The 23,297-nt window shown below is 61.7% G+C and carries 20 protein-coding genes and 1 tRNA gene; 13 read left to right on the forward strand and 8 right to left on the reverse strand.

Annotated features, from left to right (window positions below; translation table 11 throughout):
• On the reverse strand, positions 1-2,422 hold a 2,422-nt coding region (treY, locus tag K8I61_13815; GenBank protein MBZ0273110.1), incomplete at its 3' end, for a malto-oligosyltrehalose synthase.
• The gene (gene glgX / locus K8I61_13820) at positions 2,419-4,734 is read right to left on the reverse strand and encodes a glycogen debranching protein GlgX (protein ID MBZ0273111.1); all 2,316 of its coding nucleotides are present in this window, start codon (positions 4,732-4,734) and stop codon (positions 2,419-2,421) included. The genes glgX and treY, both read right to left, overlap by 4 nt.
• 38 nt (positions 4,735-4,772) lie before the next feature.
• On the opposite strand from glgX, the gene K8I61_13825 reads away from it, so the two are divergent.
• From K8I61_13825 to K8I61_13845, 5 genes are all read left to right on the forward strand, one after another.
• Positions 4,773-5,312, forward strand: a complete 540-nt coding sequence (locus tag K8I61_13825; protein ID MBZ0273112.1) for a hypothetical protein — start codon at positions 4,773-4,775, stop codon at positions 5,310-5,312.
• A 211-nt stretch (positions 5,313-5,523) separates the two neighbouring features.
• Entirely contained in the window at positions 5,524-6,090 is a 567-nt protein-coding gene (locus K8I61_13830; GenBank protein MBZ0273113.1) for a hypothetical protein, read from the forward strand.
• Between the two features lie 331 nt (positions 6,091-6,421).
• Entirely contained in the window at positions 6,422-6,802 is a 381-nt protein-coding gene (locus K8I61_13835; protein MBZ0273114.1) for a hypothetical protein, read from the forward strand.
• Complete coding sequence (locus tag K8I61_13840) at positions 6,799-8,013, forward strand: hypothetical protein (GenBank protein MBZ0273115.1); 1,215 nt, start codon at positions 6,799-6,801, stop codon at positions 8,011-8,013. Before K8I61_13835 ends, K8I61_13840 begins: the two co-directional genes overlap by 4 nt.
• Positions 8,014-8,048: 35 nt before the next feature.
• Entirely contained in the window at positions 8,049-8,477 is a 429-nt protein-coding gene (locus K8I61_13845; protein MBZ0273116.1) for a hypothetical protein, read from the forward strand.
• Between the two features lie 3 nt (positions 8,478-8,480).
• Here the strand turns inward: K8I61_13845 and K8I61_13850 are convergent, their stop codons facing one another.
• Positions 8,481-10,109: a hypothetical protein gene (locus K8I61_13850; GenBank protein ID MBZ0273117.1), complete on the reverse strand. Its 1,629-nt coding sequence runs from the start codon at positions 10,107-10,109 to the stop codon at positions 8,481-8,483.
• A 256-nt stretch (positions 10,110-10,365) separates the two neighbouring features.
• On the opposite strand from K8I61_13850, the gene corA reads away from it, so the two are divergent.
• Entirely contained in the window at positions 10,366-11,538 is a 1,173-nt protein-coding gene (corA, locus tag K8I61_13855) for a magnesium/cobalt transporter CorA (protein ID MBZ0273118.1), read from the forward strand.
• A 287-nt stretch (positions 11,539-11,825) separates the two neighbouring features.
• Here corA and K8I61_13860 read toward each other — a convergent pair whose 3' ends face one another.
• The 3 genes from K8I61_13860 to K8I61_13870 all read right to left on the reverse strand — a co-directional run bounded on the left by K8I61_13860 (position 11,826) and on the right by K8I61_13870 (position 15,385).
• Positions 11,826-12,494, reverse strand: coding sequence for a DUF1566 domain-containing protein (locus K8I61_13860; GenBank protein ID MBZ0273119.1), 669 nt, complete (start codon positions 12,492-12,494; stop codon positions 11,826-11,828).
• Between the two features lie 46 nt (positions 12,495-12,540).
• Positions 12,541-14,301 (reverse strand): hypothetical protein, encoded by a 1,761-nt coding sequence (locus tag K8I61_13865; GenBank protein MBZ0273120.1) that lies wholly within the window; start codon positions 14,299-14,301, stop codon positions 12,541-12,543.
• Between the two features lie 85 nt (positions 14,302-14,386).
• The gene (locus K8I61_13870) at positions 14,387-15,385 is read right to left on the reverse strand and encodes a hypothetical protein (protein ID MBZ0273121.1); all 999 of its coding nucleotides are present in this window, start codon (positions 15,383-15,385) and stop codon (positions 14,387-14,389) included.
• Positions 15,386-15,744: 359 nt separating this feature from the next.
• Between K8I61_13870 and K8I61_13875 the strand changes: the two genes are divergently transcribed.
• The 7 genes from K8I61_13875 to K8I61_13905 all read left to right on the forward strand — a co-directional run bounded on the left by K8I61_13875 (position 15,745) and on the right by K8I61_13905 (position 21,199).
• Complete coding sequence (locus tag K8I61_13875) at positions 15,745-16,560, forward strand: OmpA family protein (protein ID MBZ0273122.1); 816 nt, start codon at positions 15,745-15,747, stop codon at positions 16,558-16,560.
• A gap of 78 nt (positions 16,561-16,638) precedes the next feature.
• Positions 16,639-17,646, forward strand: coding sequence for a tRNA (adenosine(37)-N6)-threonylcarbamoyltransferase complex transferase subunit TsaD (gene tsaD, locus K8I61_13880; protein MBZ0273123.1), 1,008 nt, complete (start codon positions 16,639-16,641; stop codon positions 17,644-17,646).
• On the forward strand, positions 17,643-18,101 hold the full coding sequence (locus K8I61_13885) for a DUF2062 domain-containing protein (GenBank protein ID MBZ0273124.1): 459 nt from the start codon (positions 17,643-17,645) through the stop codon (positions 18,099-18,101). Before tsaD ends, K8I61_13885 begins: the two co-directional genes overlap by 4 nt.
• Positions 18,098-18,961 carry a 16S rRNA (adenine(1518)-N(6)/adenine(1519)-N(6))-dimethyltransferase RsmA gene (gene rsmA / locus K8I61_13890; GenBank protein ID MBZ0273125.1) on the forward strand — a complete coding sequence of 288 codons (864 nt, stop codon included), beginning with the start codon at positions 18,098-18,100 and terminating at the stop codon, positions 18,959-18,961. The genes K8I61_13885 and rsmA overlap by 4 nt, the downstream gene beginning before the upstream one ends.
• Before the next feature lie 163 nt (positions 18,962-19,124).
• Positions 19,125-19,766, forward strand: a complete 642-nt coding sequence (locus tag K8I61_13895) for a deoxynucleoside kinase (protein MBZ0273126.1) — start codon at positions 19,125-19,127, stop codon at positions 19,764-19,766.
• A 106-nt stretch (positions 19,767-19,872) separates the two neighbouring features.
• Entirely contained in the window at positions 19,873-20,763 is an 891-nt protein-coding gene (gene panC / locus K8I61_13900) for a pantoate--beta-alanine ligase (protein MBZ0273127.1), read from the forward strand.
• Positions 20,764-20,818: 55 nt separating this feature from the next.
• Entirely contained in the window at positions 20,819-21,199 is a 381-nt protein-coding gene (locus tag K8I61_13905; protein MBZ0273128.1) for an aspartate 1-decarboxylase, read from the forward strand.
• Positions 21,200-21,448: 249 nt separating this feature from the next.
• On the opposite strand, the gene K8I61_13910 is transcribed toward K8I61_13905, so the two are convergent.
• Positions 21,449-22,843 (reverse strand): transglycosylase SLT domain-containing protein, encoded by a 1,395-nt coding sequence (locus K8I61_13910; protein ID MBZ0273129.1) that lies wholly within the window; start codon positions 22,841-22,843, stop codon positions 21,449-21,451.
• A gap of 143 nt (positions 22,844-22,986) precedes the next feature.
• A tRNA-Val gene (locus tag K8I61_13915) sits at positions 22,987-23,059 on the reverse strand.
• Positions 23,060-23,297 lie beyond the last annotated feature (238 nt).

A 23,297-nucleotide genomic window follows, 5' to 3' on the forward strand; every position in this document is an offset into this window, starting at 1 on the left:
CTCGATAATCCGCGCCCGGCCCGAACCATTTCGGGTGCTCGCGACGCAGCGCGAGCGCGCGGTGCGTGACGAGAAGTTTGGGCCAGCCCTCGTCCGCGCGCGACCATGCGTCGGCCGCCGAGATGTTGGGGAGTTCGGTGAGCATCGCGCGGCGTTTTTCAAAATCCACGGGACGGCGGTTGTCGGGATCGACGAGCGAAAGATCCCACAGTTCGCAGCCCTGGTAGATATCCGGCACGCCGGGCGCGGTGAATTTGACGAGCGCCTGCGCGAGCGCGTTGATGCGCCCCGGCGCGAGGATCGACGCGACAAAGGTTTCCAGGTCGGCGACAAACGCCGCGTCGGCGAGAGTGGCTCGCGCGAAGGACTCGAGAGCGTTTTCGTACGCTTCGTTGACGCGAAGCCAGGACGTTTCGCGCTTGGCCTCGCGCGCGGCCTTTCGCATATAAGCCACCGCGCGTTCGGCGTCGAGCGGCCACGCGCCGACGAGCGTCTGGTAATAGAGATATTCGTCGCGCCGCGCCGGGGCGCCGTCCTTGCGGTGCCGCTCGTTCGCTTTCGCGAATCGACGCACCGTCGCGAAAAACTCGCGCGGCATTTCGGACAGCACCGCGAGCCGCGCGCGCACATCCTCGCCGCGCTTGGTGTCATGCGTGGAGGTGGCGAGCATGGATGCGGGGCGCCATTCCGCGGCATCGAACATCTCAAGATGAAACACCCCGACCGAGGTCGCGAAATGCGCGGGATCGCCGCCGACTTCGTTCGCGGCTATGAAACGCACGTCGTTGTAGAGCGCGGTGTCCTCGATGCCTTTGGCGGCGACCGGTCCGGTCATCTGCTGAAAACGCGCGACGAAGTCGGACTCGACCAGCCCGCGCTCGCGAAGATTAAGGACGTCCGCGAGAAAATCGAACAGGCGCGGATCGATGTCCGGGCGCGCGGCCTTCGCGGCGCGGATCGCCTGACGCACGATGCGCCGATCGCGGATTTCGACGCGGCCGGTTTCCGGGCGGATGTATGTGCGATACACGGGCCATTGCGTGGCAAGCTCGCGCAACGCCTGATCCGCCTCCGGGCGCGTGTAATCGCGCACGCGTCGATGGCGCTCGATCACGCGCATGAGCAATTCCGTCAATCGGTTCATGTCGGAGCCGAACATCTCGCGAAGGACCTGATGCTTGCGGTCGCGCGCGGTGGCGGCAAAGTCGCCCGGCTCGCCGGTGAAGTCCTCATGGAATCGCACAAACGTGCGCTCGGCGGCGGGATCGCAAAAAGGGCGGCGCACCGTGTTCAGAAAGTCATAGCCGGTCGTTCCCGCGACGGGCCACGTTTCGGGCAGGCGCTCGCCGGGTTGCAAGATCTTTTCGGCGACGATCCACGCATCCGGTGCGGCGTCGCGCAGGCGGCGGAAATACGGCTCCGGATCTCGCAGGCCGTCGGGATGATCGACGCGCACGCCGTCGATCGCGCCGTCGCGCAGCCAGCCGACGATGAGGCGGTGCGTCTCGATGAAGACCTGATCGTCCTCCACACGCAGCGCGACAAGCTCATTGATGTCGAAAAAACGGCGATATCCAAGCTCGCGCCCGGCGGTGCGCCAGTGGGCGAGGCGGTAGTTTTGCCGGTCGAGCAGCTCGTCGAGAAGATCGACGTTGTCGTTGCGCCGTTTGATGGCCAGGCCGATCGCGGCGGCTACGGCGGGATCGCTCGCCGCAAGGCGGGCGAGCAAACAATGCAACACCTCCTTGTCGCGATGCCGGCGCGTGGTGCTGGCGCGATCGGTCGCGGTGGCAACGGGAAGGCGGCCGAACGCGCCGGCGAGAAACGCCAGCTCGTCGGAGCCCGCGGCGTCCGCGGCCTCGCCGACGATCGGCGCAAGCGACGACGGATCAAGCGGCAGGCGGTGGTCGTGGTAGCCCACGAGCAGGCGATCGTTTTCGACGACGAGACGAATTTCGCCGGCCTCGAGCACGCGGCCGTAATGGTCGCCAAGAATCGGCATCAGGATCTTGTTGCCGGCGCGCAGCTCGGGCGGGTCCCAATCGACGTCGAAAAACGACGCGTACTGGCTCGACGGGCCGTTTTCCAGAACGTCGAACCACCAGCGGTTGTCGGCGTGCGAGATCGACATGTGGTTCGGAACGATGTCGAGCACCTGCCCGAGCCCGGCCCGCCGCGACGCGGCGCACAACCGGCGAAACCCGTCGGCGCCGCCAAGTTCCCCGCTGATGCGCGCATGATCGACGACATCGTAACCGTGCACGCTTTGCGGCGCCGCCTGGAGGATGGGCGAAAGGTAGAGATGCGTCACGCCGAGATCGCGTAGGTAGTCCGCGAGGTTCGCGGCGTCGTCGAAGGTAAACGCGCCGGTGAGTTGCAGGCGATAGGTCGCAAGCGGCACGCGCGCGCGATCGGCCGTCACGCGCGGCTCCGGATAAATAGCGTGACGCTTCGCCCCTCGATTTTGACGACCGATCCGGGCGCGTGGACCTCGCCGGAATCGTCAAAGGCGCCGGCCGCGGTGTCGAAGACCCGGGTCCAGCCGTCGCCCCATTCCCTTGGCGGCAGGGTGAAGTCGATCGGTTCGTGGTGCGCGTGAAAGACGATGTAAAAGGAGTCGTCCACGATCGGCTCGCCGTGCGCGTCCGTGCTGGTCATGCCGGCGCCGTTGATGAACACGCCGAGCGATTTGGCGTATCCCGCGCGCCAATCAGCCTCGGTCATGTCGGCGCCGTCGGGCGTGCACCAATGGATGTCGTGCACGCCGGAGCCGTGAATCGAGCGGCCCTGAAACCAGCGGCGGCGCTGAAAGACCGGGTGCCGCTGATAAAACGCGATAAGTTCGCGCGTGAACGCGAGAAAATCCTCGTCCATGTTTTCCCAGTCGTACCAGGAGATTTCGTTGTCCTGGGCATAACCGTTGTTGTTTCCGCGCTGCGTGCGGCCGATCTCGTCCCCGCCAAGAAGCATGGGCACGCCCTGCGCGAGAAGGAGCGTCGCCAGCAGATTGCGCCGCTGCCGCGCACGCAGGGCGAGGACGGCCGCATCGTTCGTCGGACCCTCGACGCCGCAATTCCAGGAGCGGTTGTGTTTTTCGCCGTCCTCGTTTTTTTCGCCGTTGGCTTCGTTGTGCTTGTCGTTGTATGAGACGAGATCCGCGAGCGTGAATCCGTCGTGGCAGGTGACGAAGTTGATGCTCGCGTACGGCCGGCGGCCGGTCGCCTCATAGAGGTCGGAACTTCCGGTGAGGCGGGAGGCGAACTCGCCGAGCGTCTGGTTCGCGCCACGCCAGAAGTCGCGGATGCAATCGCGGAACTTGCCGTTCCATTCGGTCCAGAGCGGCGGAAATTTCCCGACCTGATAGCCGCCGTGGCCGACATCCCAGGGCTCGGCGATGAGCTTCGCCTGACTGATGACGGGGTCCTGCTGGATGATGTGAAAAAATGCGGACAACCGATCCACGTCGTGCAGCGAACGGGCCAAGGCGCTGGCGAGGTCGAAGCGGAAACCGTCCACGTGCATCTCGGTAATCCAGTAGCGCAGCGAGTCCATCAACAACTGGAGCACCATCGAGTGACGCATATTGAGCGTGTTGCCGGTGCCCGTGTAGTCCTTGTAGTAGCGGCGGTCGTCGTCCGCGAGGCGATAATACGCGGCGTTGTCGATGCCCTTGAACGAAAGCGTGGGGCCAAGGTGGTTGCCCTCCGCCGTGTGGTTATAAACGACGTCGAGGATCACCTCGATGCCGGCCTCGTGCAGCGTTTTCACCATGAATTTGAATTCGGTGACGATGCGCGCGGGGTCGTCGGAGTGCGCGTATTCGTTGTGCGGCGCGAAAAAGCCGATGGTGTTGTATCCCCAATAGTTGCGCAGGCCCTTTTCGCGCAGGTGGCCGTCGTGGACGAACTCGTGCACGGGCATCAGCTCGACGGCCGTGACGCCGAGGCTCTTCAGATATTCGATCGCCACCGGATGCGCGAAGCCGGCGTAGGTGCCGCGAATCTCCGGCGGGATCTCCGGGTGCCGCGCCGTGAAACCCTTGACGTGCGTTTCGTAGATGAGCGTTTCGTGCCAGGGCGTCGCCGGCGGCCTGTCGTGCTGCCAGTCGAAATGCGGTTGCACGACAACCGCCCTTGGCACGTGCGGCGCGCTGTCGATGTCGTTTTTTTCATCGTGCGCGTCGAAGCGATGGCCGAAGATGGCCTCGCCCCAGGCGAGTGGTCCCTCGATCGCCTTGGCGTACGGATCGAGAAGGAGCTTGGCGGGATTACAACGGTAGCCTTCGGCGGGAGCCCACGGACCGTGGACGCGGTAGCCGTAGCGTTGCCCCGGCCCGACGCTCGGCAGGTAGCCGTGATGACAAAATCCGGTACCCTCGGGCAGGACGTGACGCGTCTCGCGGCCGTCCTCGTCGAACAGGCAAAGCTCGACCTTCTCGGCGACCTCCGAGAACAGCGAAAAGTTCGTCCCGCGGCCATCGAACGTGGCGCCCAGGGGATACGGATTGCCGGGAAGGGGCTTTTGCACCGAAGCATTGAATCGCGGGGACCGCCGACGGTCAACGAGCGGGCTTACATCGCCAATGGCGACGGGCGAGTGCGGATCGTGGAGTGCGCGGACGGCGGGTGCTCTCGTCCACGGTCCGGTCCATTCCGTCCATCGGGTCCACTTTGTCCATGACGTGCAGACTGCTCCCTCGTGCGATGCGCGTCGTTGTCTTGGCGCCGGCCGCATGATACCAAGCGCGCCATATCGTATTGGAGGGCCGTGAAATGAACAGGATTCCCCGCGTTTCGTCCGTCGTTTTTGTAACGATCGTTGCTCTCGTCCTCGGCGCGTCGCTCGCCTTCGCGGGCGGGACGCTGTCGAAAAATACGAACAAGGCCAAATCGAAAACCGGCACGCAGAACGTGCGCCTGTCGGATCTCGACAAGAGCCTGAAGAGTTATGAAGGCGGCACGTTCGACGTCACGAAAAAGAAGTCCTTCACCTACAAGGCGACGGGCGACGCGGCGTTCGATTCGATTCAGAAGTCCGCGACAAAGGCGCAGCTTGGCGTGGCGTTCGCGAAGAAGATCGCGGGATCGAAGAAGGCGACGACGTCGGACCTGAAGGCGGCGCGGAAGGTGCTTCCGAAAAAGAAAGATTTCACGCAGCTTCAGGGCGATATTCAGACGTTCGTCGGATCGATTCAGGGCGATTTCACGAAGATCACGATGCTGACCGACGCGAACGACGTGTTGAAGAAATTGAACAAGGCGGGCAAGCAGGCGCAGAAAATCGCGAAGAAGATCGCGAAACGCCTGAATTGAGAAAAGAAAAAAGAAAAGAGGAAAGAGGAAAGAGGAATCGCAAGGTACCGTCTTTCCGTTTTGCGAGACGCATAGAGGCGCCAACCGGGCCGCCCCGCCGCCCCCCGTTTCGCCCGCGTTGAATTCGCTTGGGCGCCGTGTTAAGCCTCGCGCGGGTTCCGTAGGGGCGGGATCCGCATCCGTACAATTTGACGTCTAGGAGGATTTCGCAATGAAAAGGAAAATGCTCGCGCTTGCGCTCGTATTCGTGTTCGGCGTTGCGACCGCGGCAATGGCCGGGCCGTTCGACAAGCTGAAGGGCGCGGCGGACCTGGCGAAGGTGCCGACCGCGACGGAAAATTCACTGAAGCTGTCCGATGTGAACCCGGCGCTCGCCTCGTACGAAGGCGGACCGTTCGACATCTCGACCGGCGGCGCGTTCAAGTACAACACGTGGGGCGACGCGACGTGGGATTCGATCGCGAAGGACGCGGCGACGGCGCAGCTTGGCCTCGCGTTTGCCGAGAAGGTTTCCGCCACGGAAACCGCGACGAAAGAAGATCTCGACGCGGCGACGAAGGCTCTCGAGCCGACCAAGAACCTGGCGGCGCTTCAGGGCAAGATCACGACGTTCATCGGCTCGGTGAAAAGCGATCCGAAAAAGGCCGTCATCTTGAAGGATGCGGAGAAGGTCGCCGGCCAGGTGAAGAGCGCGGTCACCAAGGCGGCGACGGTCGCCCAGCAGGTGGCAGCGAAGGCCGCGGCGGTCGTGGCGGCGGGCGAAGTGCCGGCCATGTAAATTCCCGCGCGCCGGCGACGCCGACGCGAACAAACGAGAAACCGAATGGGGCGGCGATGAGCCGCTCCTTTTTTTCGTCCGGTCGCGGCGACTCGGCCGATGTTCGCCGGCGTGCCCGTCGGGTCCATCAGGTCCATTCGGTCCATCATGTCCATTTTGTCCATCGAACGATTCGGGCAGGCACGGGCACGAGCACAAGAAAGGGAGCGAAATCGAGACTTGATCCCGGTCAATTGTCGATATTTCGACCTTGAACGCGAAATTCCCGCTTGCTAGTATTCGCCGGTCCGGTTGCCGCGCCCGGAAAAGAAAACCAACGACAGGAGCCTTTATGCGACTTCGTGTTTTCGCCCTTGGCGCCGCGACCTTGCTTGCCCTCACCCTTCTTTTGACACTGCAACCCGCCCCCGTCGCGATCGCCCAGGACGCCGCGTCGGACGACGGCGCCTGCAAGTACACGTACGACAATTTTGGCAAGGCGTTCATCGACAAGTACTGCATCGAGTGCCACCACTCGTCGAAAAAGGGCGAGGTCGCGCGCGAAGGCGCGCCGCCGAAGCTCAACTACGATCAGATGATCGTCCTCAAGATGAACGCGAAGGACATGGTGAAAATGACCTCCATCAAGAAGAAGATGCCGGAGGAGGATCCGAAGCCGACCGACGAGGAACGCATGCAATTCCAGCAGTGGATGGAATGCGAGTACAAATGAAGACGACTTTCGTTCGCGCGGCGAAGTTTGCCGCCGTCCTCTCGGCCGCCGCCGTCGGCGCGTTTGTCATCCTGCTTCCGACACTTTCGCCCGCGCGGCCGGAGTTCTCGGCGAGCGAAAATAGCCCCTGCTGGAAATGTCACGTCAATCCGATGGGCGGCGGCATGCGCAACGGCGGCGGCTTTTTCTTCTCGCGCAAGGCGCTTGGCTTTGAGCCCATCACGGACGCGGTGAACAAGAAATATCCGGACTTTCCGAAATTCGTGCCGGCGATTGGCGAGAACATGTTCCTGGGCATGGACGCGCGGATGATGTGGTACGACGAGGCCGACGACGAAAACGAACGGCAGGACGCGCTTGACGCCGGACGGGAGCCGCCGCCGGAGGGATCGTCGTTTTACCTGATGCAGGCCGCGTTTCACGTAAACGCGCTCGTCTTTCCGATCCTGCGGCTGGCCTACTCCTTCGATGCGGCGCAAAACACCTTCGAGGCCTACGCGTTGTTTGACGATCTGCCCGCGGGCCTCTACCTGCGTTTCGGGCGTTTCATCCTTCCGTACGGTCTGCGCTTCGAGGATCACACGATCTTCACGCGAGATCCGATCGGCTTCCACAACGTCGCGCACGACACGGGCGTGGAAGTCGGCATCCGGCCGGGGCCGTTTTTCGCGACAGTCGCGGCCACGAACGGCAACCAGGGCACCAATGCGATGCAACGCGATCACGATTATTACGCGATCACGTCGCAGGCGGGCGTGCGTTTCTGGAAGATCGGCCTTGGCGGAAGCTGGTTTCACAACACCATTGACGACGCCATCCCGTCGACGAGCGACGGCCTGACGCGCAACGTGTACGGCCCGTGGGCGACGTTCGGCATCGGGCCGGTATCGCTGCTCGGCGAATTTGCCCTGGTGCGGCAGGACGTTCTGGACGCGACGGCAGCCAATCCCGAGCGCATCGACAATCGCATCGGCTCGGCGTCTGTCGCGGAACTGGATGTGGAGATCATGCAGGGGCTGTTCGTGGACGTGCGTTACACGCATCAGGACCCGGACTGGCGGGTTCAGGACGATTATCGCGATCAGACGATGGGCGGGTTCGTCTTTTACCCCGTGCCGTTCTTCAAGCTGATCGCGCAGTACCGCTTCAATCGCGAGGAAGCGGAAATCGACAACAACGAGATGATGGCGCAGGCGCATTTTTTCTTCTGATCGGCAAGCGGATGGGCCGCGCTGGAGATAACGTCATGAAATTTCCGGGTAGCTTTCTGGCCGCTTTCTCGTTGGCGTCGGCGATCGCGCTGGCCGCCGGCTTTGCCGCGTGCGACGACATCGAATACGGCGATCAGGAAATTCTGGCCGCCGGCGACGACGACGACACCGCTGGCGGCGACGACGACACCGACGGCACGAGCGGCGCGACACCGACGTGGGAGAACTTCGGACAGCCGTTCATGCAGGCGTATTGCGTTTCCTGCCACGGCAATCCGCCGACCGAAGACGCGCCGATGCCGCTCGTGACGTACGAGGACGTCGAGGCGAACCTCAACAACATCGTGATCTGGTCGGTGAACAGCGAAGCGATGCCGCCCTCATCCGCGGACGCGTTCCCCACGGCCCAGGAGCGCGCGACGCTCGGCGAATGGATCGACGCGGGAGCGCCGCGCGAACAATAAACGTCAGCGGATCGACGTGCGGTAAAGGACGAAGCGCGCGGCGCTATCCTCGATGTTCGTCGCGTCGCCCTGAACGTTCATCTGGTAGTCCTGGTCGCGGCGGATGTCGCCGACAAGGCGCATGTAAACGTCGGGGTCCTTTTCGAAAACCTTCAGGTAAAGCCGGAAGATATCGAACTCGCCGACGACGTGGAGTTCGTCGTCAAGGAAGATCTGGCTCAACACCTTCGGCGTCTTCAGCGAATCGATGCCGCCGCCGGCCATGCGGGGAAAATCGAGCCTCGCCTTGCCGACAAGGCGTCGCCCCTCGCGCGCGAATGAGATCGCGACCGGCACCGTTCGCCCCTCGTCGTCGACGATCTTGCCGTTCCACTCGCCCTGTACGAGCACGAACGGTAGCGCCCAGGTCTTCCCCGCGATCCAGAGCACCGCGATCACGACGACAAGCGGCACGAAACGCGTGAAGATCCGCCGGACCCCCTGCTCGCGACGCAGTCGCCACGCGTCGCGGCGCGCCTCCTCGACCTGCGACGCGCTGAGGCCCTTTTGCTTGCGCTCGACGAGCCGCGGCGCGTTTGCGGGCGTGGGATCGAACGGCAGATCCATGCGCCCGCCCTCTTCGGGCTGATTCGAATGCGTGAACGCGGCGGGCGGCGCGCCCGACCCCTCGCCGCCGCCAAGTGGGCGCATGCGCGGTGCGGCCTCGTCCGCGAGTGGCGGATTCGAATCCTGATACCGCTGGCCGAGCTGAAGCGCGGGTCCGGCGGCGCCCGGCTCGTCGGGGCGGGATTTCGCCGCCTCCTCGCCGTACGTTTCGTGCGGCGCGAGCATGAGGTTGGCGAACTTTTTCGCTTCGTCGGCGTCTTCTTCCGGTGTCGATTTTCGGGGCTTGGCGGCGCCTTCGGGCTCGTCGGTTTCGTGCGTCGCCAGAAGCAGGTCCCTCATGCCGTCGACCGACGCACGCGGGCGAAACGGCGTAAGGTCGGATTCGTCCGCGCCCTGGGCCGCTTTTTCGATATCGACACGCCCGCGAAACGGCGTGAGGTCGGATTCATCCGCGCCCTGGGCCGCTTTTTCGATATCGACGCGCCCGCGAAACGGCGTGAGTTCCGAGCCCGCCGGGCGCGCTTCCGGTTTCATACGCGGCAGCGATTCGTGAATCGGCGAAAGATCGGATTCCGCCGAGCCGATCTCCTTGTCGAGGTCGGGACGCCCGCGAACCGGCGTGAAGCCGGACGCCGGCGTGTCGCCGGATTCGCCGGCCGGCTCGAACGACGGCATGCGCTCTCCCGAATCGGCGCGAAACGGCTCTTCGCGATGAAACGCGGGTTTCGGGGCGGCTTTTTCGGGAGCGGCGGCGCGCGGTTTGCCCGGTTCGCCCGCGGCGGGCGTCTCCTCGTGGCGGTGCGTTTCCAGGCCTTCAAGGTGAAGACGCGGCATGTGCATGTCGCTTGGCGTGTTCTTCGTGAACGCCTTGCGCGACGCGCTTTCGTTTTCCAACGACACCTTGGAGGGTGGCGATTTTTCGGGCTTTTGCTTGCGGACCATCTTCAGGCCGCAGCCTTCGCACTGACCCTTGCTGACGGGCGTGATCGCCCCGCAACGCGGGCACTTCAGAGTCTTTTCGCTCATGCGTTCGACAAATCCAATTCCAAATTCATCCGCGACAACGGGCGTCATCTTAAGGGTTGCGATCGCGCGGCACAACGGAATTGGTGTCACAATTCCGGCGCGCCCCTGGCCTGCGCCGCGCGCACTTTGGACGGGCGATGGGCGCGGGGACACCGGGGATAACCCGGTTTGCACGATAGGTGGCCGTGACGCGAAATCGGACATTCCCTGGCCGCCCCCTTGCCATCTTCTCCGGGCGATTCGATGATGCGGCCCCATGGCGCGACCGAGATTGCACTTTCCGCGTCCGGCGCTGCGCCGGCGGATGCACCAGTTCCGGCGACGCACCGCGCCCGGCGCTCCGCCGGGCGTGCTCGCCGCGGATCCCGAATCCCACGCCACCGCGATCACGCTGGTCGCGTTCGGTCCCCAGGATTTTGTCGAATCGTCTCTCGACAACATCGGCGAGATGCCGGCGCGCGGCACGTTTCCGGTCGTCTGGGTGAATGTGATCGGCCTGCGTGACGTGGAGAAGATCCGCGAGGTGGCGATCGCGTTCGATCTGCATCGCCTGGCGATGGAAGATGTGCTCAATGTCCACCAGCGTGTGAAGGTGGAGGCGTACGACGACGTGCTTTATGTCGTCACGCACGCGGCGGAAACGATCGCGGGCGGCCACCTGCAGAAGGAACAGGTGTCGCTTTTTTTCGGCGAAGGCTTCGTGGTGAGCTTTCAGGAGCGGCCGGGCGACTGTTTCGCGACGGTGCGCGACCGGCTGCGCAACGACGCGGGACGCGTGCGCCGCATGGGCGCGGATTATCTCGCGTACGTGCTTCTCGACACCGTCATCGACCACTATTTCCCGATCCTCGAGGAGTTCGGCGAGCGCCTTGACCGCGTGGAGGATCGGGTGCTTTTCGACGTCGAGCCCTCGACGGGCCGCGACGTTCACGAGATCAAGCGGGAGCTTCTGGCGCTTCGCCGGGCGGCGTGGCCGCTTCGCGAATTGTTGAACACGATTCTTCGCGAGCACGACCGCTTCGTCACCGCGGAGACGCGCCTGTATTACCGGGATTGCTACGACCACGCGATCCAGATCATCGACCTGCTGGAGATCTACCGCGAACTCGCGGCGAGCCTGATGGACAGCTACATGTCGGGCATGAGCGTGCGCCTGAACGAGGTGATGAAGGTGCTGACGATCATCGCGACGATCTTCATCCCGCTTTCGTTCATTACGGGCCTGTACGGCATGAACTTCGACACGTCTTCGCCGTTGAACATGCCGGAGCTTTCCTGGCGCTTCGGCTATCCCTTCGCGCTCGGCATCATGGCCGCTACGGCAGGCGGGCTGGTTTTCTATTTCTATCGGAAGGGGTGGTTTGGGGACGCTTCGAACCGAAATAAACACAACCGAAACGAAAAAACCGCCAAGCATGAGCACCGATAAGACTCACCGCCCCCTATGTATTCTCGGTCAAATGCGGCACGACTCGGCGGAATATCCATGAGGCGGGAAGGTGAATAACGAATTCAATCCGAAATCCGCATCGTCGGCAAATTCTTGAATACCGCGGAAATGCCGGAAATCGCGAGGCGATAATTGGTGCCTGTGGGGCTGTTGAAAAAGTCGATTCAGGGCCATTTCGCTTTCAATAATCAGAGCGATTTTTGCATGCCGAAATGGGTAAAATAGTTTTTTTCAACAGCCCCGTCCCCTATTGTCAACAAATGGAACTATGGGCGAATTGCCAAAATAGTTGCGCTGTTGGTAATAGCAGGCGGCCATGCGGATAAAGTGAGGTTCGTATAATTGAATACCGCCGCTTCGTATAACCGATCGCGCGGCGGCACGTCATCCTTTGACATCCATGCGTCGCAAGCCCAGACATACGAATAATTTAATTTAAATATATCATGGACAAATAGCGGTTCGCCGAGCCATTCGACGTCGCTTTCCAAGTCGACGATAGACATCAATTCGTTTGACGTCGGTAATCGCCAGTCGCCGTACCCACCAAATTTTGGGTGCCGCAATTTTTTTACATATTTTAATGCACAATAGTGACACGTTCTATACCACGTGTCACAAACCGTCCAGCTTTTCCCGTCTAACTCGACCACATCATTGCACCTTCGATCGGGTGGATTGTCGAATGGATCCTCTGGATCGTATTCGCATAATTCGCACAACTCCTCCGGCGACAAATTGTCATCGCTCTTGAGTAACGGGTCGCGATAATCTCCCTTCTTGCTTTCATCAACGGAATCGATTCGTCGGCATAGATATTCCTTGTATTCATCTTCCGGCAATGAAACGATACGAGGCGTTCCTTCTAATTGAAGACCGTCGTCGACGCCGTTTCCCGACTCTCCGCTTCGCGACCGATCCGCGCAATTATACATAAACAACGTCGACAATATTACAATTATCAATCTCGGAGGCAGGTTGTTATACATATTTCCGGACAAAACGTCGCCCTTCAGGAATAATTTTTGGCGACACGTCGAACAGAGGCAGATTAACGAATCCATCATACCAACGGAAGCCGGACAATCGAGCATATTTGCACCAATAAACGCATGTAATTGTTGTTCGCGACGGATATTCCTCAGGGTTTTTGTCGGCCGCGCGTCCATTACACTCATAAATCACGCGCAACGATTGAGCCGACGGCTCCAAATAAAATACCCCGTAAACCGCGATATTGACAGTTTTCGACTGATTTCCGCCAATGGCGCGGAACCAATTTACATTAACGCCTGGATCAAATATTCCAGGTTCAGCATCGACACTGGGGCGATGCTTCCTATCAATTTCTTGAAGATCGCTCCAATCCGTAATCGGTCTCGTTGTATCGTCGTTCATGACCGGTTTCAGCCAATTTATGAAGAATGCGCTATGGCTACAATCACGTAACGCTACATAGGCACCCGTTCTAACCGTTTTATCCAGGTTCGCATATTCCCATCTCAAATCAGGATCAAAACAAATCAGCTTCCCTTTCTCATTGCGAAACCAATTTGAGAGCGTTTGCGTATCACCTCCTGTGTTCTCCAAACCTTCGATTTCATAATTCTGTAAAATCGTCCATCTTTTAAATTTACTGCACCAATTCTTTGGCTCGTCATAGAATGTGCCATCATCGCGTTTTCGCCACTCAACTCTATTATATTTCGGGCTGTAAGCCTTCCCGATTTGAGAAGCCGCCGTGCGCAATATGGCGTTGTCGCGAATATCCGCGGGGTTATAATGTGGCGTCCGTAAATGAATGCGCCCTCGCTTGTAAAGAAGTGAGCTTTGCCTGTATGTCGAAATCGGTTCCGTGAGGTCGGCGGGGTATCCAGGTTCCGCACGTATTGCACCATCGAATGTCAGGACCGGCTCGCCATTGTATATAATCGTCATTTTATGAAATAATAGTTCGCCATTTTCCATGACAATGCGAACATTGTCCAGCACGTCTGTATTCGCATGCCAATTCGGATATAAATAAGCTTGATTTCGTTGCCAGGGCTTCGACCATTGCAGCAGCCAGCCCTCCAAACCGCCAAACTGGTTGTCAATCCGCCGTCCATCGATAATCGGGCCGTCTTCCGCATCAAACCATTCCGCGATGATAATATCTGACAGATGTTGATCGCCGGAAAACCTTAGCGGAATTTTGACCGTATTGCTTCCGTTGCGGAATTCGATACGCCCCGACGCAGGATTACCGGTCTGAGCGTTGCCGGTAAGTTCGAGACGCGTATCCCGGAAAAATCCAACATACCATGTTGGATGCCATAAAGCGAAACGCGTGTCAACGGATTGACGATTATACAACGCTGGGTAATATACAGCCATACTCGTTCTTGGACGCAGTACAGCGCTGTTCGAATTCATCGAGAAAGCCATATATTTATTTTCTGCTCGCTCCGCGAACGCTATTTGCGCCGCTTTTTGTTGAGCTTTCACGCGAGCGAAAAACCGATCGCTTACATATTTCTTCTCTCTGAACAGATTTGGTATAACCTGTTTAAGCAGCCATTGCGAGGCACCGGGGGCGCCAACGGCATCCAGATTGAGAACGACGGATCGGCTCGGTCTAGTTTCATCCGAGAGCGTGTCCACTGAGTAAATAGCTGTATTGAGCGCCTTTTCCACGACCTTTTCGAATTGCTCTTTAGCATACTCGTCGAATGTTGAGGCGTTTTGCGCTTCGTCCGGCAACCGCGATCGGAAACTCCCGTACTTTTTCGGCCGTCGGATCGCCTTATTTATTTGAACCCCCATTGAACGCACCCTACCGACAAGTTCAGGGCAGCACCGTTGCGTCTTCGCCTTCGGCCACCACGATCTGCCGTTCAGCGGGAATCGTGTCCTTGAACTCGTTGACGCCGCTTTCTCGGAAAATGACGTTGCTAACGCCGCTGACAAGCGATTTCGAATTCGCGACGACGCCGAAGTAGCCGGGCGAATTCTGCGCCAGTTTGTCGATGATCCGGACCTGCGGCGTCGGCCAGTTCAGCGGAAGGATGTCCAGGTCGTCGATGACGATCGAACTCGCGTTCACGGCGCGCATGCCGAAGTATTTGTTGCGAGGTCCGTCCGTGTAAATGTACAGAAGGTAGCGCGCCAGATTTTCGTCCCACGCGGCGATGCGCAGCAGGCTCCTCATGTTCATGTAGATGGCGCCGCGGCGCGCGTTTTCGATGGTGTTCGTTCCGATGAGCTGAACGACACCGTCGTAGCCGAATACGCCGAAAACGTGATTGGCGAAGTAGCTGTTGTTGATTTCCAGGCGCCCGCCGCCGGTGACGAACGCGCCGATGCCAAGGCCACTGGCGGCGCCCTCGAAGCGGCTGTAATCGACGTATACGTCGGCGCCGGCCCGGACGTGGAGTTGCGTGCCGTTGCCGCCGAATTGCGGTCCCCGGAAACGCAGTCCCGCCTGATTCCGGACAGTGATCTCGAAATCGAAAATGACCGGTTTCGCGGCTGACTGGTCCCACGCGCCGGTTCCCGTCGCGCCGTACGGGTTCGCGTCGGCTTTGTAATTGTCGTTGTTGAAGCCGTCGGCCTGGATGACGAGCTCGTTGTCGCCCTGAATCGCGAGGCCGGCGATTTCAAGTTCGTCGCCGGTTTCCGTGTACGCCTGCGGGCTCGCGACCGTACCGTCGCAATTGACATACGTGTCTTCGGTCAGGGGATAAGTCAGGGCGTCGAGCATCGCGGAGATGTGCTCCTTGGGATTCCCGAATGTGCCGTCGTTCGCGTCGCTGCCGGACGAAGCCGATACGTACCAGTTGGCCATCGCTGTCCCTCCCCTTTTGCCGCGCTCGCGGCCTTTTTATAGCGATGGCTCGTATAGTGAAAAAAGAAAAGTCTCGGCTGTCAAGAAAAAATCGACGGCCGCGAAAATTTATCCACGTGTCCGTGCGCCGTTTATGTGCGCCGGCGGCGTATTTCCCGAACATTCCGGCGGGCGCCGTCGGCATGGCCGAGGTCGTCTTTCCTGAAAGCGACTTCCACGCAAACCCGACGGGGACGTGGAGCATAGAGTAGCAAAGCGAAATCGCAGGCTTGCGGATTTTCCGCTTGCCCGCTTACGCGTTTTGTCTATGATGGGACCGCTCGATTCTGGAGATTGCCCCTGTCGGCACGGAGGTGAAAATGCCATCTCGCCGGTTCGCTTTGTTCGTGGCGGTCATTGCCCTGTCGTTTGCCCTTTTCGGGTGCGGGGCCAAGGAATATCCCGCGGAGTTGCTCGAGGCCAAGGCGGCCGTCGCGGAATCCGCGGCGGAGGGCGCCGACGACATGTGCCCGGAGGAATTCAAGTCCGCGGAGACGGCGCTCGCGCAGGCCGAGGCGTATTACGCCGAAGACGAGGAGGACGAGATGATGTCTTCCGCGCAAAACGCGATCAGCCTCGCCGAGACTGCGAAGAACTGCGCGATCGCCAAGAAGGAATCCGCGCCGCTTCCGGGCTCGACGCCGGGCGCGCTGCCGGAAGAGCTCGCGGGCTACACGGAGACGATCTTCTTCGCGTACAACGACAACGGCATCCGCCCGGACCAGGTGCAAAAGCTCCTGAACGCGGCGTCGTACATCAAGCAGATGCAGGACCAGTACAAGTTCTGGGTCGTGCTCGCCGCGTCGGCCGACCGGCCCGGGCAGCCGAAAGAGAACTACGAACTGACGCTGCGCCGCGGCGTGGTGACGCGCTTTTTCCTCATCGACCAGGGCGTCGATCCGGAACGCATCCTCATCAAGCCGCTCGGCGAGGCTGTCGCCGCGCGCGAGGACAAGAAGGACGTGAAAAACCAGGAGTTCCGCAAGGTGGAAATCTCCTTCCTTCCGCCTGCCGGCGTGCAGTCGGTGCGCGTCGCGCCGCCGTTCCTGTACCCGGCGGATTTCGTCGTGAAGCCGGGATCGGCCGCGCCGGGATCGCTCGCCGGCACCGCCGCGCTGACGCCGAAGGACGAATAGCCGCCATCGACGGCGCGCGCGCCGCAAACGAATAAGCCAACCGCCGTCTTGCGGCCGCGCGGACGCGTGGACCGCAACATGAACATCCTCGGCATCGAATCGAGCTGCGACGACACCAGCGCGGCCGTCGTCCGCGACGGGCGCGAGGCGCTGTCGAACGTCGTCGCGCGCCAGGACGAACTGCATGAAGCGTTCGGCGGCGTCGTGCCGGAGTTGGCCTCGCGCCGTCACCTGGAACTGATCGACGTTATCGTCACGCGCGCGCTTGGCCAGGCGGGTATGACGCTTGACGATATCGACGCCGTGGCCGTCGCGCTCGGGCCCGGACTTGTGGGCTCGCTGCTCGCTGGGCTGAACTACGCCAAGGGCCTCGCTTTCGCGCGCGGCTTGCCGTTTCTCGCGATCAATCACGTCGAGGCGCACCTGTTCGCCGCGCGCCTCGGGGAGACGCCACCCGATCCGCCGTTTGTCGGACTTGTCGTTTCCGGCGGCCACACAAATCTCTATCTCGCCGGCGAGGATGGCGCGACGCGGCTTGTCGGCAAGACGGTCGACGACGCCGCGGGCGAGTGCCTGGACAAGATCGCACGGCATTTGGGGCTTGGATTCCCGGGCGGCGCCGCACTCGACGCACTTGCGCGCGACGGCGATCCGAAGGCCGTCGCCCTGCCCCGACCGAAGCTGAGCGCCGGCGATCTGCTGTTCAGCTTTTCCGGCTTGAAGACGGCGGCGCGCCGCCACATCGACCTTCTCGGCGACGCGCCATCGGACAAGGATCGCGCGGATCTCGCGGCGTCGGTCATCGAAGCGGTGTGCGATGTGCTTGTCGCCAAGACCGTCGCGGCGGCGCGCGCGCACGGCGCGAAACGCGTCGTCATCGCGGGCGGCGTCGCGGCGAATTCGCGCTTGCGCGAGGCGGCACGCGCGGCGGCCCGGGCGGAAGGCTTTGAGCTGTTTGTCCCGCCGCTTGCGTTTTGTACCGACAATGCGGCGATGATCGCGGCGGCGGCGTTCGCGCGCATGGCGCGCGGCGAGATTTCGCCGTGGTCGGTCAACGCGTTCGCGACGCTCGGGACGGGCATGTGACCGGGTTTCGCCGCGCGGCGCGCCGATTGTTCGAACGTCTCGTCGGGCTGGAGGAGACGCCGGCCGAACTTGCGACGGCGTGCGCGGTCGGCGTGTTCGTCGGCATGTTTCCACTTGTCGGCGTGCACACGATCATCTGCTTCGCCGTCGTTTTTTTCTCGCGGCTGAATCTGCCTGCGATGTTTATCGGAACGTGGATTCACAACCCGTTCAACACGCCGCTCATCCTGATCGCGGAATACGAGGTCGGGCGCGTTCTTCTGCGCTGGGAGCGCGTCGATTTCGGCGAATTCCAATTCAACTTTCGCGCGATCGGGCAGCTCGGCCGCGAGATTCTGGCGCCGCTTCTGGCCGGGTGGATCGTGCTCGGCATCGCCCTTGCGCTTCTGACGCAGCCGCTGTTGCGCCGCGTGATCGAACGCGCGCGGCGAAAATCCGCGCCGGCGGTTCCGTGACCGGCGAAACGCGCCCCGATGCCGCTCGCACGCGCCCTTGGGAGATCCTGCGCGAAAAGGGCGTGCGTCTGAAGGATTCGCTCGGGCAGAATCTTCTGATCGATCCGAACCTCGCGCGGAAGATCGTCGACGCCGCGGATCTTGTGGACGGCGATCACGTTCTCGAGATCGGCCCGGGACTCGGCGCGCTGACGGCGCTTGCCGCGAACACCGGCGCGAACGTGTGGGCCGTCGATATCGACGCGCGCCTTGTCGAGATTCTCCACGAGCGCTTCGCCGGCGAGCCGCGCGTGCGTATCGAGCACCGCGACGCGCTCGAGATCACGGACGAGGCGCTGTTCGCGTTCGGCGGCGGCGTGCGCGTGAAGGTTCTTTCGAATCTGCCCTACTACGCATCGTCGCCGTTTCTGCTGCGCCTTGCGGATTGGCGACGCCGGCTTTCGATCGCGGTGGTCATGTTGCAGCGCGAACTCGCCGACCGCGTCGCCGCGCCGCCCGGCGGGCGCGACTATGGCATCCTCTCGGTGCGTCTTCAGGCGGTCGCCGAGGTCGAGCCGCTTTTTGGTCTTCCGTCGTCGGCGTTTTATCCGCCGCCGAGGATCGCGTCGAAGGTTTTGTCGCTTGATTTTCGCAAGGCGCTCATCAAGGAGGACGCCAACGAGGCGCGTTTCGCGCGCGTGGTTCGCGCGGCTTTCGGCAAGCGGCGAAAGACACTATCCAACGCGCTGAAGCTCGCGTTCGGCGAGGCGGCGGCGAAAACGGCGCTCGCGGCGACGGGCATCGATGGGCAGCGGCGGGCCGAAACGTTGTCCGTCGAGGAATTCATCAATCTTTCCGAAGGGTTTGGAGAATCCCGCTGATGCGGGGCGATGACTTGCGCGATGCGAATCCCGCCCGTCAGGCGGCGCCTTTCGCGGGTGCTGGCAATCGCGCCGATGTTCGGTTAAATGTTGAGAAATTCGACCGCATTTCCTACAATGGCAGAAGGAAAGGCGGTCCCTTTCCGCGCGCTCTTTGGTGTGAATGACGCGGCCACGCTACATCGTTGTCGAAGGTCCGATCGGCGTCGGAAAGTCGAGCCTCGTGCGCAAGCTCGGGGAGCGGCTGGACGCGCGAATGATTTTCGAGCAGGTGGAAGAAAATCCGTTTCTGTCGGTGTTTTACCGCGACCCGAGGAAATACGCGTTTCAGACGCAGCTCTTTTTCCTCCTGTCGCGCTACCAGCAGCAGCGGGAACTTTCGCAGCAGGACCTTTTCGCGCAGAGCACCGTCAGCGACTACGTTTTCGCCAAGGACAAGATCTTCGCGTATCTGAACCTGGGCGAGCACGAGCTTGCGCTGTACGAAAAGGTGTACCGCATGCTGGAGGTCGAGATCGTCAAACCCGATCTCACGATCTTCCTTGTGGCGCACCCGAAGATTCTGCTCAAACGGGTCCGGATGCGGAATCTGCCTTACGAGAGACGGCTTGGCCTTGAATACCTCGAGCAATTGACGAATGCGTACAGCCGATTTTTCTTCGCGTACGACGAAAGTCCGCTGCTTGTGGTGAACACGTCGGATATCGATTTCGTGAACAACCCGGAGCATTTCCAGGCCCTGCTTCACGAGATCGATCATCACGAAAAGGGCGTGAAACACTTTATTCCGCTTGGATCCGGCTAGCCGGACCGGGACGGAGACGCGAGAGCCGCCGCACGCGCGCCGCGCGCGATCGGCGCCAGCCTGTCTTCCGCCTCGGCCGTCCGGATCCCCGGAAGGCCGTTTTTGCATGGCGCGTACGAAGGAACATATCGCCCCGCGCGTGATCGAAAATCCGCGCGAGATGCGCGCGATCTCCGAGGCGATCCGCCGCGACGGGCGGACCATCGCGTTCGTGCCGACGATGGGCTATCTGCACGACGGCCATCGCGCGCTCCTGGCTGAGGCGCGCAAGCGCGGCGACGTGCTCGTGATGAGCGTGTTCGTCAATCCGACGCAGTTCGCGCCGACCGAGGATCTGAAGGACTACCCGCGCGATTTCGCGCGCGACGCGATCATGGCCGGCGAGGAAGGCGTGGACATCATCTTCCACCCGTCACCCGAGGCCATGTATCCGACGGGATTTCTCACCGAGGTGCGCGTTCGCGAGATGTCCGGGGTGCTTTGCGGCGTATCGCGGCCGACGCATTTCGCGGGCGTGGCGACGGTGGTCTGCAAGCTGTTCAATGTTGTGCGGCCGCACATCGCGGTGTTCGGGGAAAAGGATTACCAGCAGCTTCAGGTCATCCGTCGGATGGTCGAAGACCTGGATATGGACGTCGAGATCAAGGCGTGGCCGACGGTGCGCGAGGCGGACGGGCTGGCGATGAGCAGCCGCAACGTCTATCTGTCGGCCGAGGAACGCACGCAGGCGACGGCGCTTTTTCGCGCGCTTCGGGCGGCCGGCGATTGCGTCGATTCCGGCGAACGGAACGCGAACGCGATCCTGAATCTCGTGCGCGGCGTGCTTGACGAAGCGACGCGGGGGACGTTGGATTACGCGGAACTTCGCCGGCTTCCAAATCTGGAGCCGGCCGGGGACCGCATCGTGGGACCGACGCTGCTTGCGCTCGCGATGAAATTCGGGCGCGCGCGGCTGATCGATAACATCGTGCTGCTCCGAGACGAGCCGAAGGGATAAGCCAAGCCGCCGCCGGCAGCCGCAAGGCGACGGACGGCGCACAAAGGAGTGACGGATGAAACGGATCATGCTCAAGAGCAAATTGCACCGCGCCACCGTGACGCAGGCGGACGTGGACTACGAAGGCTCGATCGCGATCGACGAGAATCTTCTGGAAGCCGCGGACATTCTGCCTTACGAGAAGGTCGCGGTGTGGGATGTCACCAACGGCTCGCGCTTCGAGACGTATGCGATCGAGGAGAAACGCGGGTCTGGGTGCATCTGCGTCAACGGGGCCGCCGCCCGGCTCGTGAAACCCGGCGACAAGATCATCATCGCGTCGTTCGTCGAGGTCGAGGACGCCGAGGCGAAAGCCTTCGTGCCCAGGCTCGTGTTCATGAACGACGATAACACGATCAAGACGCTCGATCGGACGGAGTACAAATCGGCGTCGTAGGTAGAAACGCTACAGGCCGCGGGACCATCGCATCGACAAGTACGCCCGCCGGGAATTCGGCGGGCGTTTTGTCGTTTGAATTTTCGTGAACCGGCTTGGGGCGCAAACGGGTCGGCCGCTCCCTGATCCTTCCGTCACGTCCGCGACGTTCAGGAACCGCTCTCGCGGCTCTGAACGTGCCGTGCCGGGACGATGCCGCCCGCTCCCTGACGGTCGCGGCTCTGCCGTCCCACGGAACACGATCCTGGCTTACGCGCGGCTGCCGGGGCGAATCTTGAGCTTGGCTCCCGGGCGGATGATGTGGCCCTTCACGCCGCGATTGAGGCGCTTGATGCTCGTGACGGTCGTCCGGTATTTGCGCGCGATGCCCGATAGCGTATCGCCCTTCCTGACGCGGTAGGTGACGTAGCTCGCCTGAGCTTTCGACTTTTTCGCCTTGGCGAGCTTGATCTGCTGTTCCGTGACCCGGACCTCCGCGGCGTGTTTTTCCATCGCGAGCTGCAAGACGGGCGCGGTTCCCGCGGGGATGTTCAGCGCATAACTTGCGGGGGGCGTAACCGTGCCTAATACGGCCGGGTTCATGTGCTTGAGTTCCTGCGGCGACAGTCCCGCGAGCTCCGCGAGGCGGTGCAGGTTCACCGCGCCGTCCACCGCGAAAGTCTCCGCGGCGTAAGCGGGCGACGGCGTGACGTAGAAGCCGTAAACCTCCGGATCGCGGGCGATCATCATGGCAGCGTAGAACTTCGGCACGTAGTTGACGGTCTCGAGCGGCAGCGGCAGCTCCCAATAGTTGCGCGTGCCGTTCGAGGCGATTTCGCGCGCGACACGATTTTCGCCGCAGTTGTAGGCGGCCAGCGCGAGCGACCAGTCGTCGAACATGTCGTACAGGAACGCGAGATAGTCCGCCGCGGCGCGCGTGGCTTTTTCGGGATCGCGGCGCTCGTCGACGAATTCATCGATCGTAAGGCCGTAGCGGCGGCCCGTCGCGGGGATGAACTGCCACAAGCCCGATGCCTGCGCCGGCGAATAGGCGTAGGGCGAAAAGCCGGATTCGATGATGGGCAGGTATTTGAGATCCGCGGGCAGGTTTTTCTCGGCGAGAACCGCGTCGATCATCGGCTCCCATTCGCCCATGCGTTCCAGGTATTTCACCATCGAGCTGCGACCGGTGGTGAGGAAGTAGTTCATCCACTTCTCGACCTGCGCGTTGAAGCTGACTTCCATCGCGGGAGCGCCCAGCGGCTCCTCGCCCAGGCGAACACCGCGAAGGCGCGCGACACGGATGGAGCCGAGGTTGACCTGCAGGTAGAGCTGTTCGAGGCGGATGGCCGTCTCTTCGTCGGGCTCTGGTTCGGTGGGCGCAAGCAATAGCTTGAACGCGCGGTTGTATCGGTCGCGGGCGTCGGCGAGCTGATTTTGCTGCACGAGGTCCTCGGCCTTTGCCAGCAGTTTTTCGACGCGCGCGACGACCACATCCGGCGGGAGGTGCTCGGCGATCGGCGTGTCGACGTCCGCGTCGTCCTCGACGATGCGAGGCAGCTCGGCGCGGACGTGCGCGTTTCTGGTCTGGATACATCCGGCGGCCAGAACGGCGACGCCGATGAAGGAAAGCACAAGAAACAATCGACGTGGTGCCTGGATCATCACGTCCTCCGTCGGTTCGGAATGTGTGCGCCGGACAGACCTTCGCCCCAGGCGATTTCCGTACCGGCGATCAAAACGCGGCGGCGATCTTGCGAATCACCGGCCGCGGACAAGACGTGCGTGTCGTGTAAGCAAAAACCGTTTGGGCGGTGAGGGACTCGAACCCACGGCATCCAACGTGTGAAGCTGGCACTCTACCATCTGAGTTAACCGCCCGTATTTTTGCGAACAAGAGGCGCAAGGAAAATATCCCCAAGGCCGCGAAAAATCAACGTTTCCGTCCCGCCTTCCGACACGCGGCGAAGCGGGGGGTTCAATCGGCATAGGGGCTCCGAGGAATAGCCTCGGAGTTCCCCTGCCACACCACCGGACAAGCGGGTCCGCATCCGGCGGTTCGGCGAGTTGAGGTCACGCGGCCAGCCGGGGGACTCCCAACTGGTCGAAGTAGCGGATG

The organism is bacterium (assembly GCA_019912885.1).
Classification (GTDB): Bacteria; Lernaellota; Lernaellaia; order JACKCT01; family JACKCT01; genus JAIOHV01.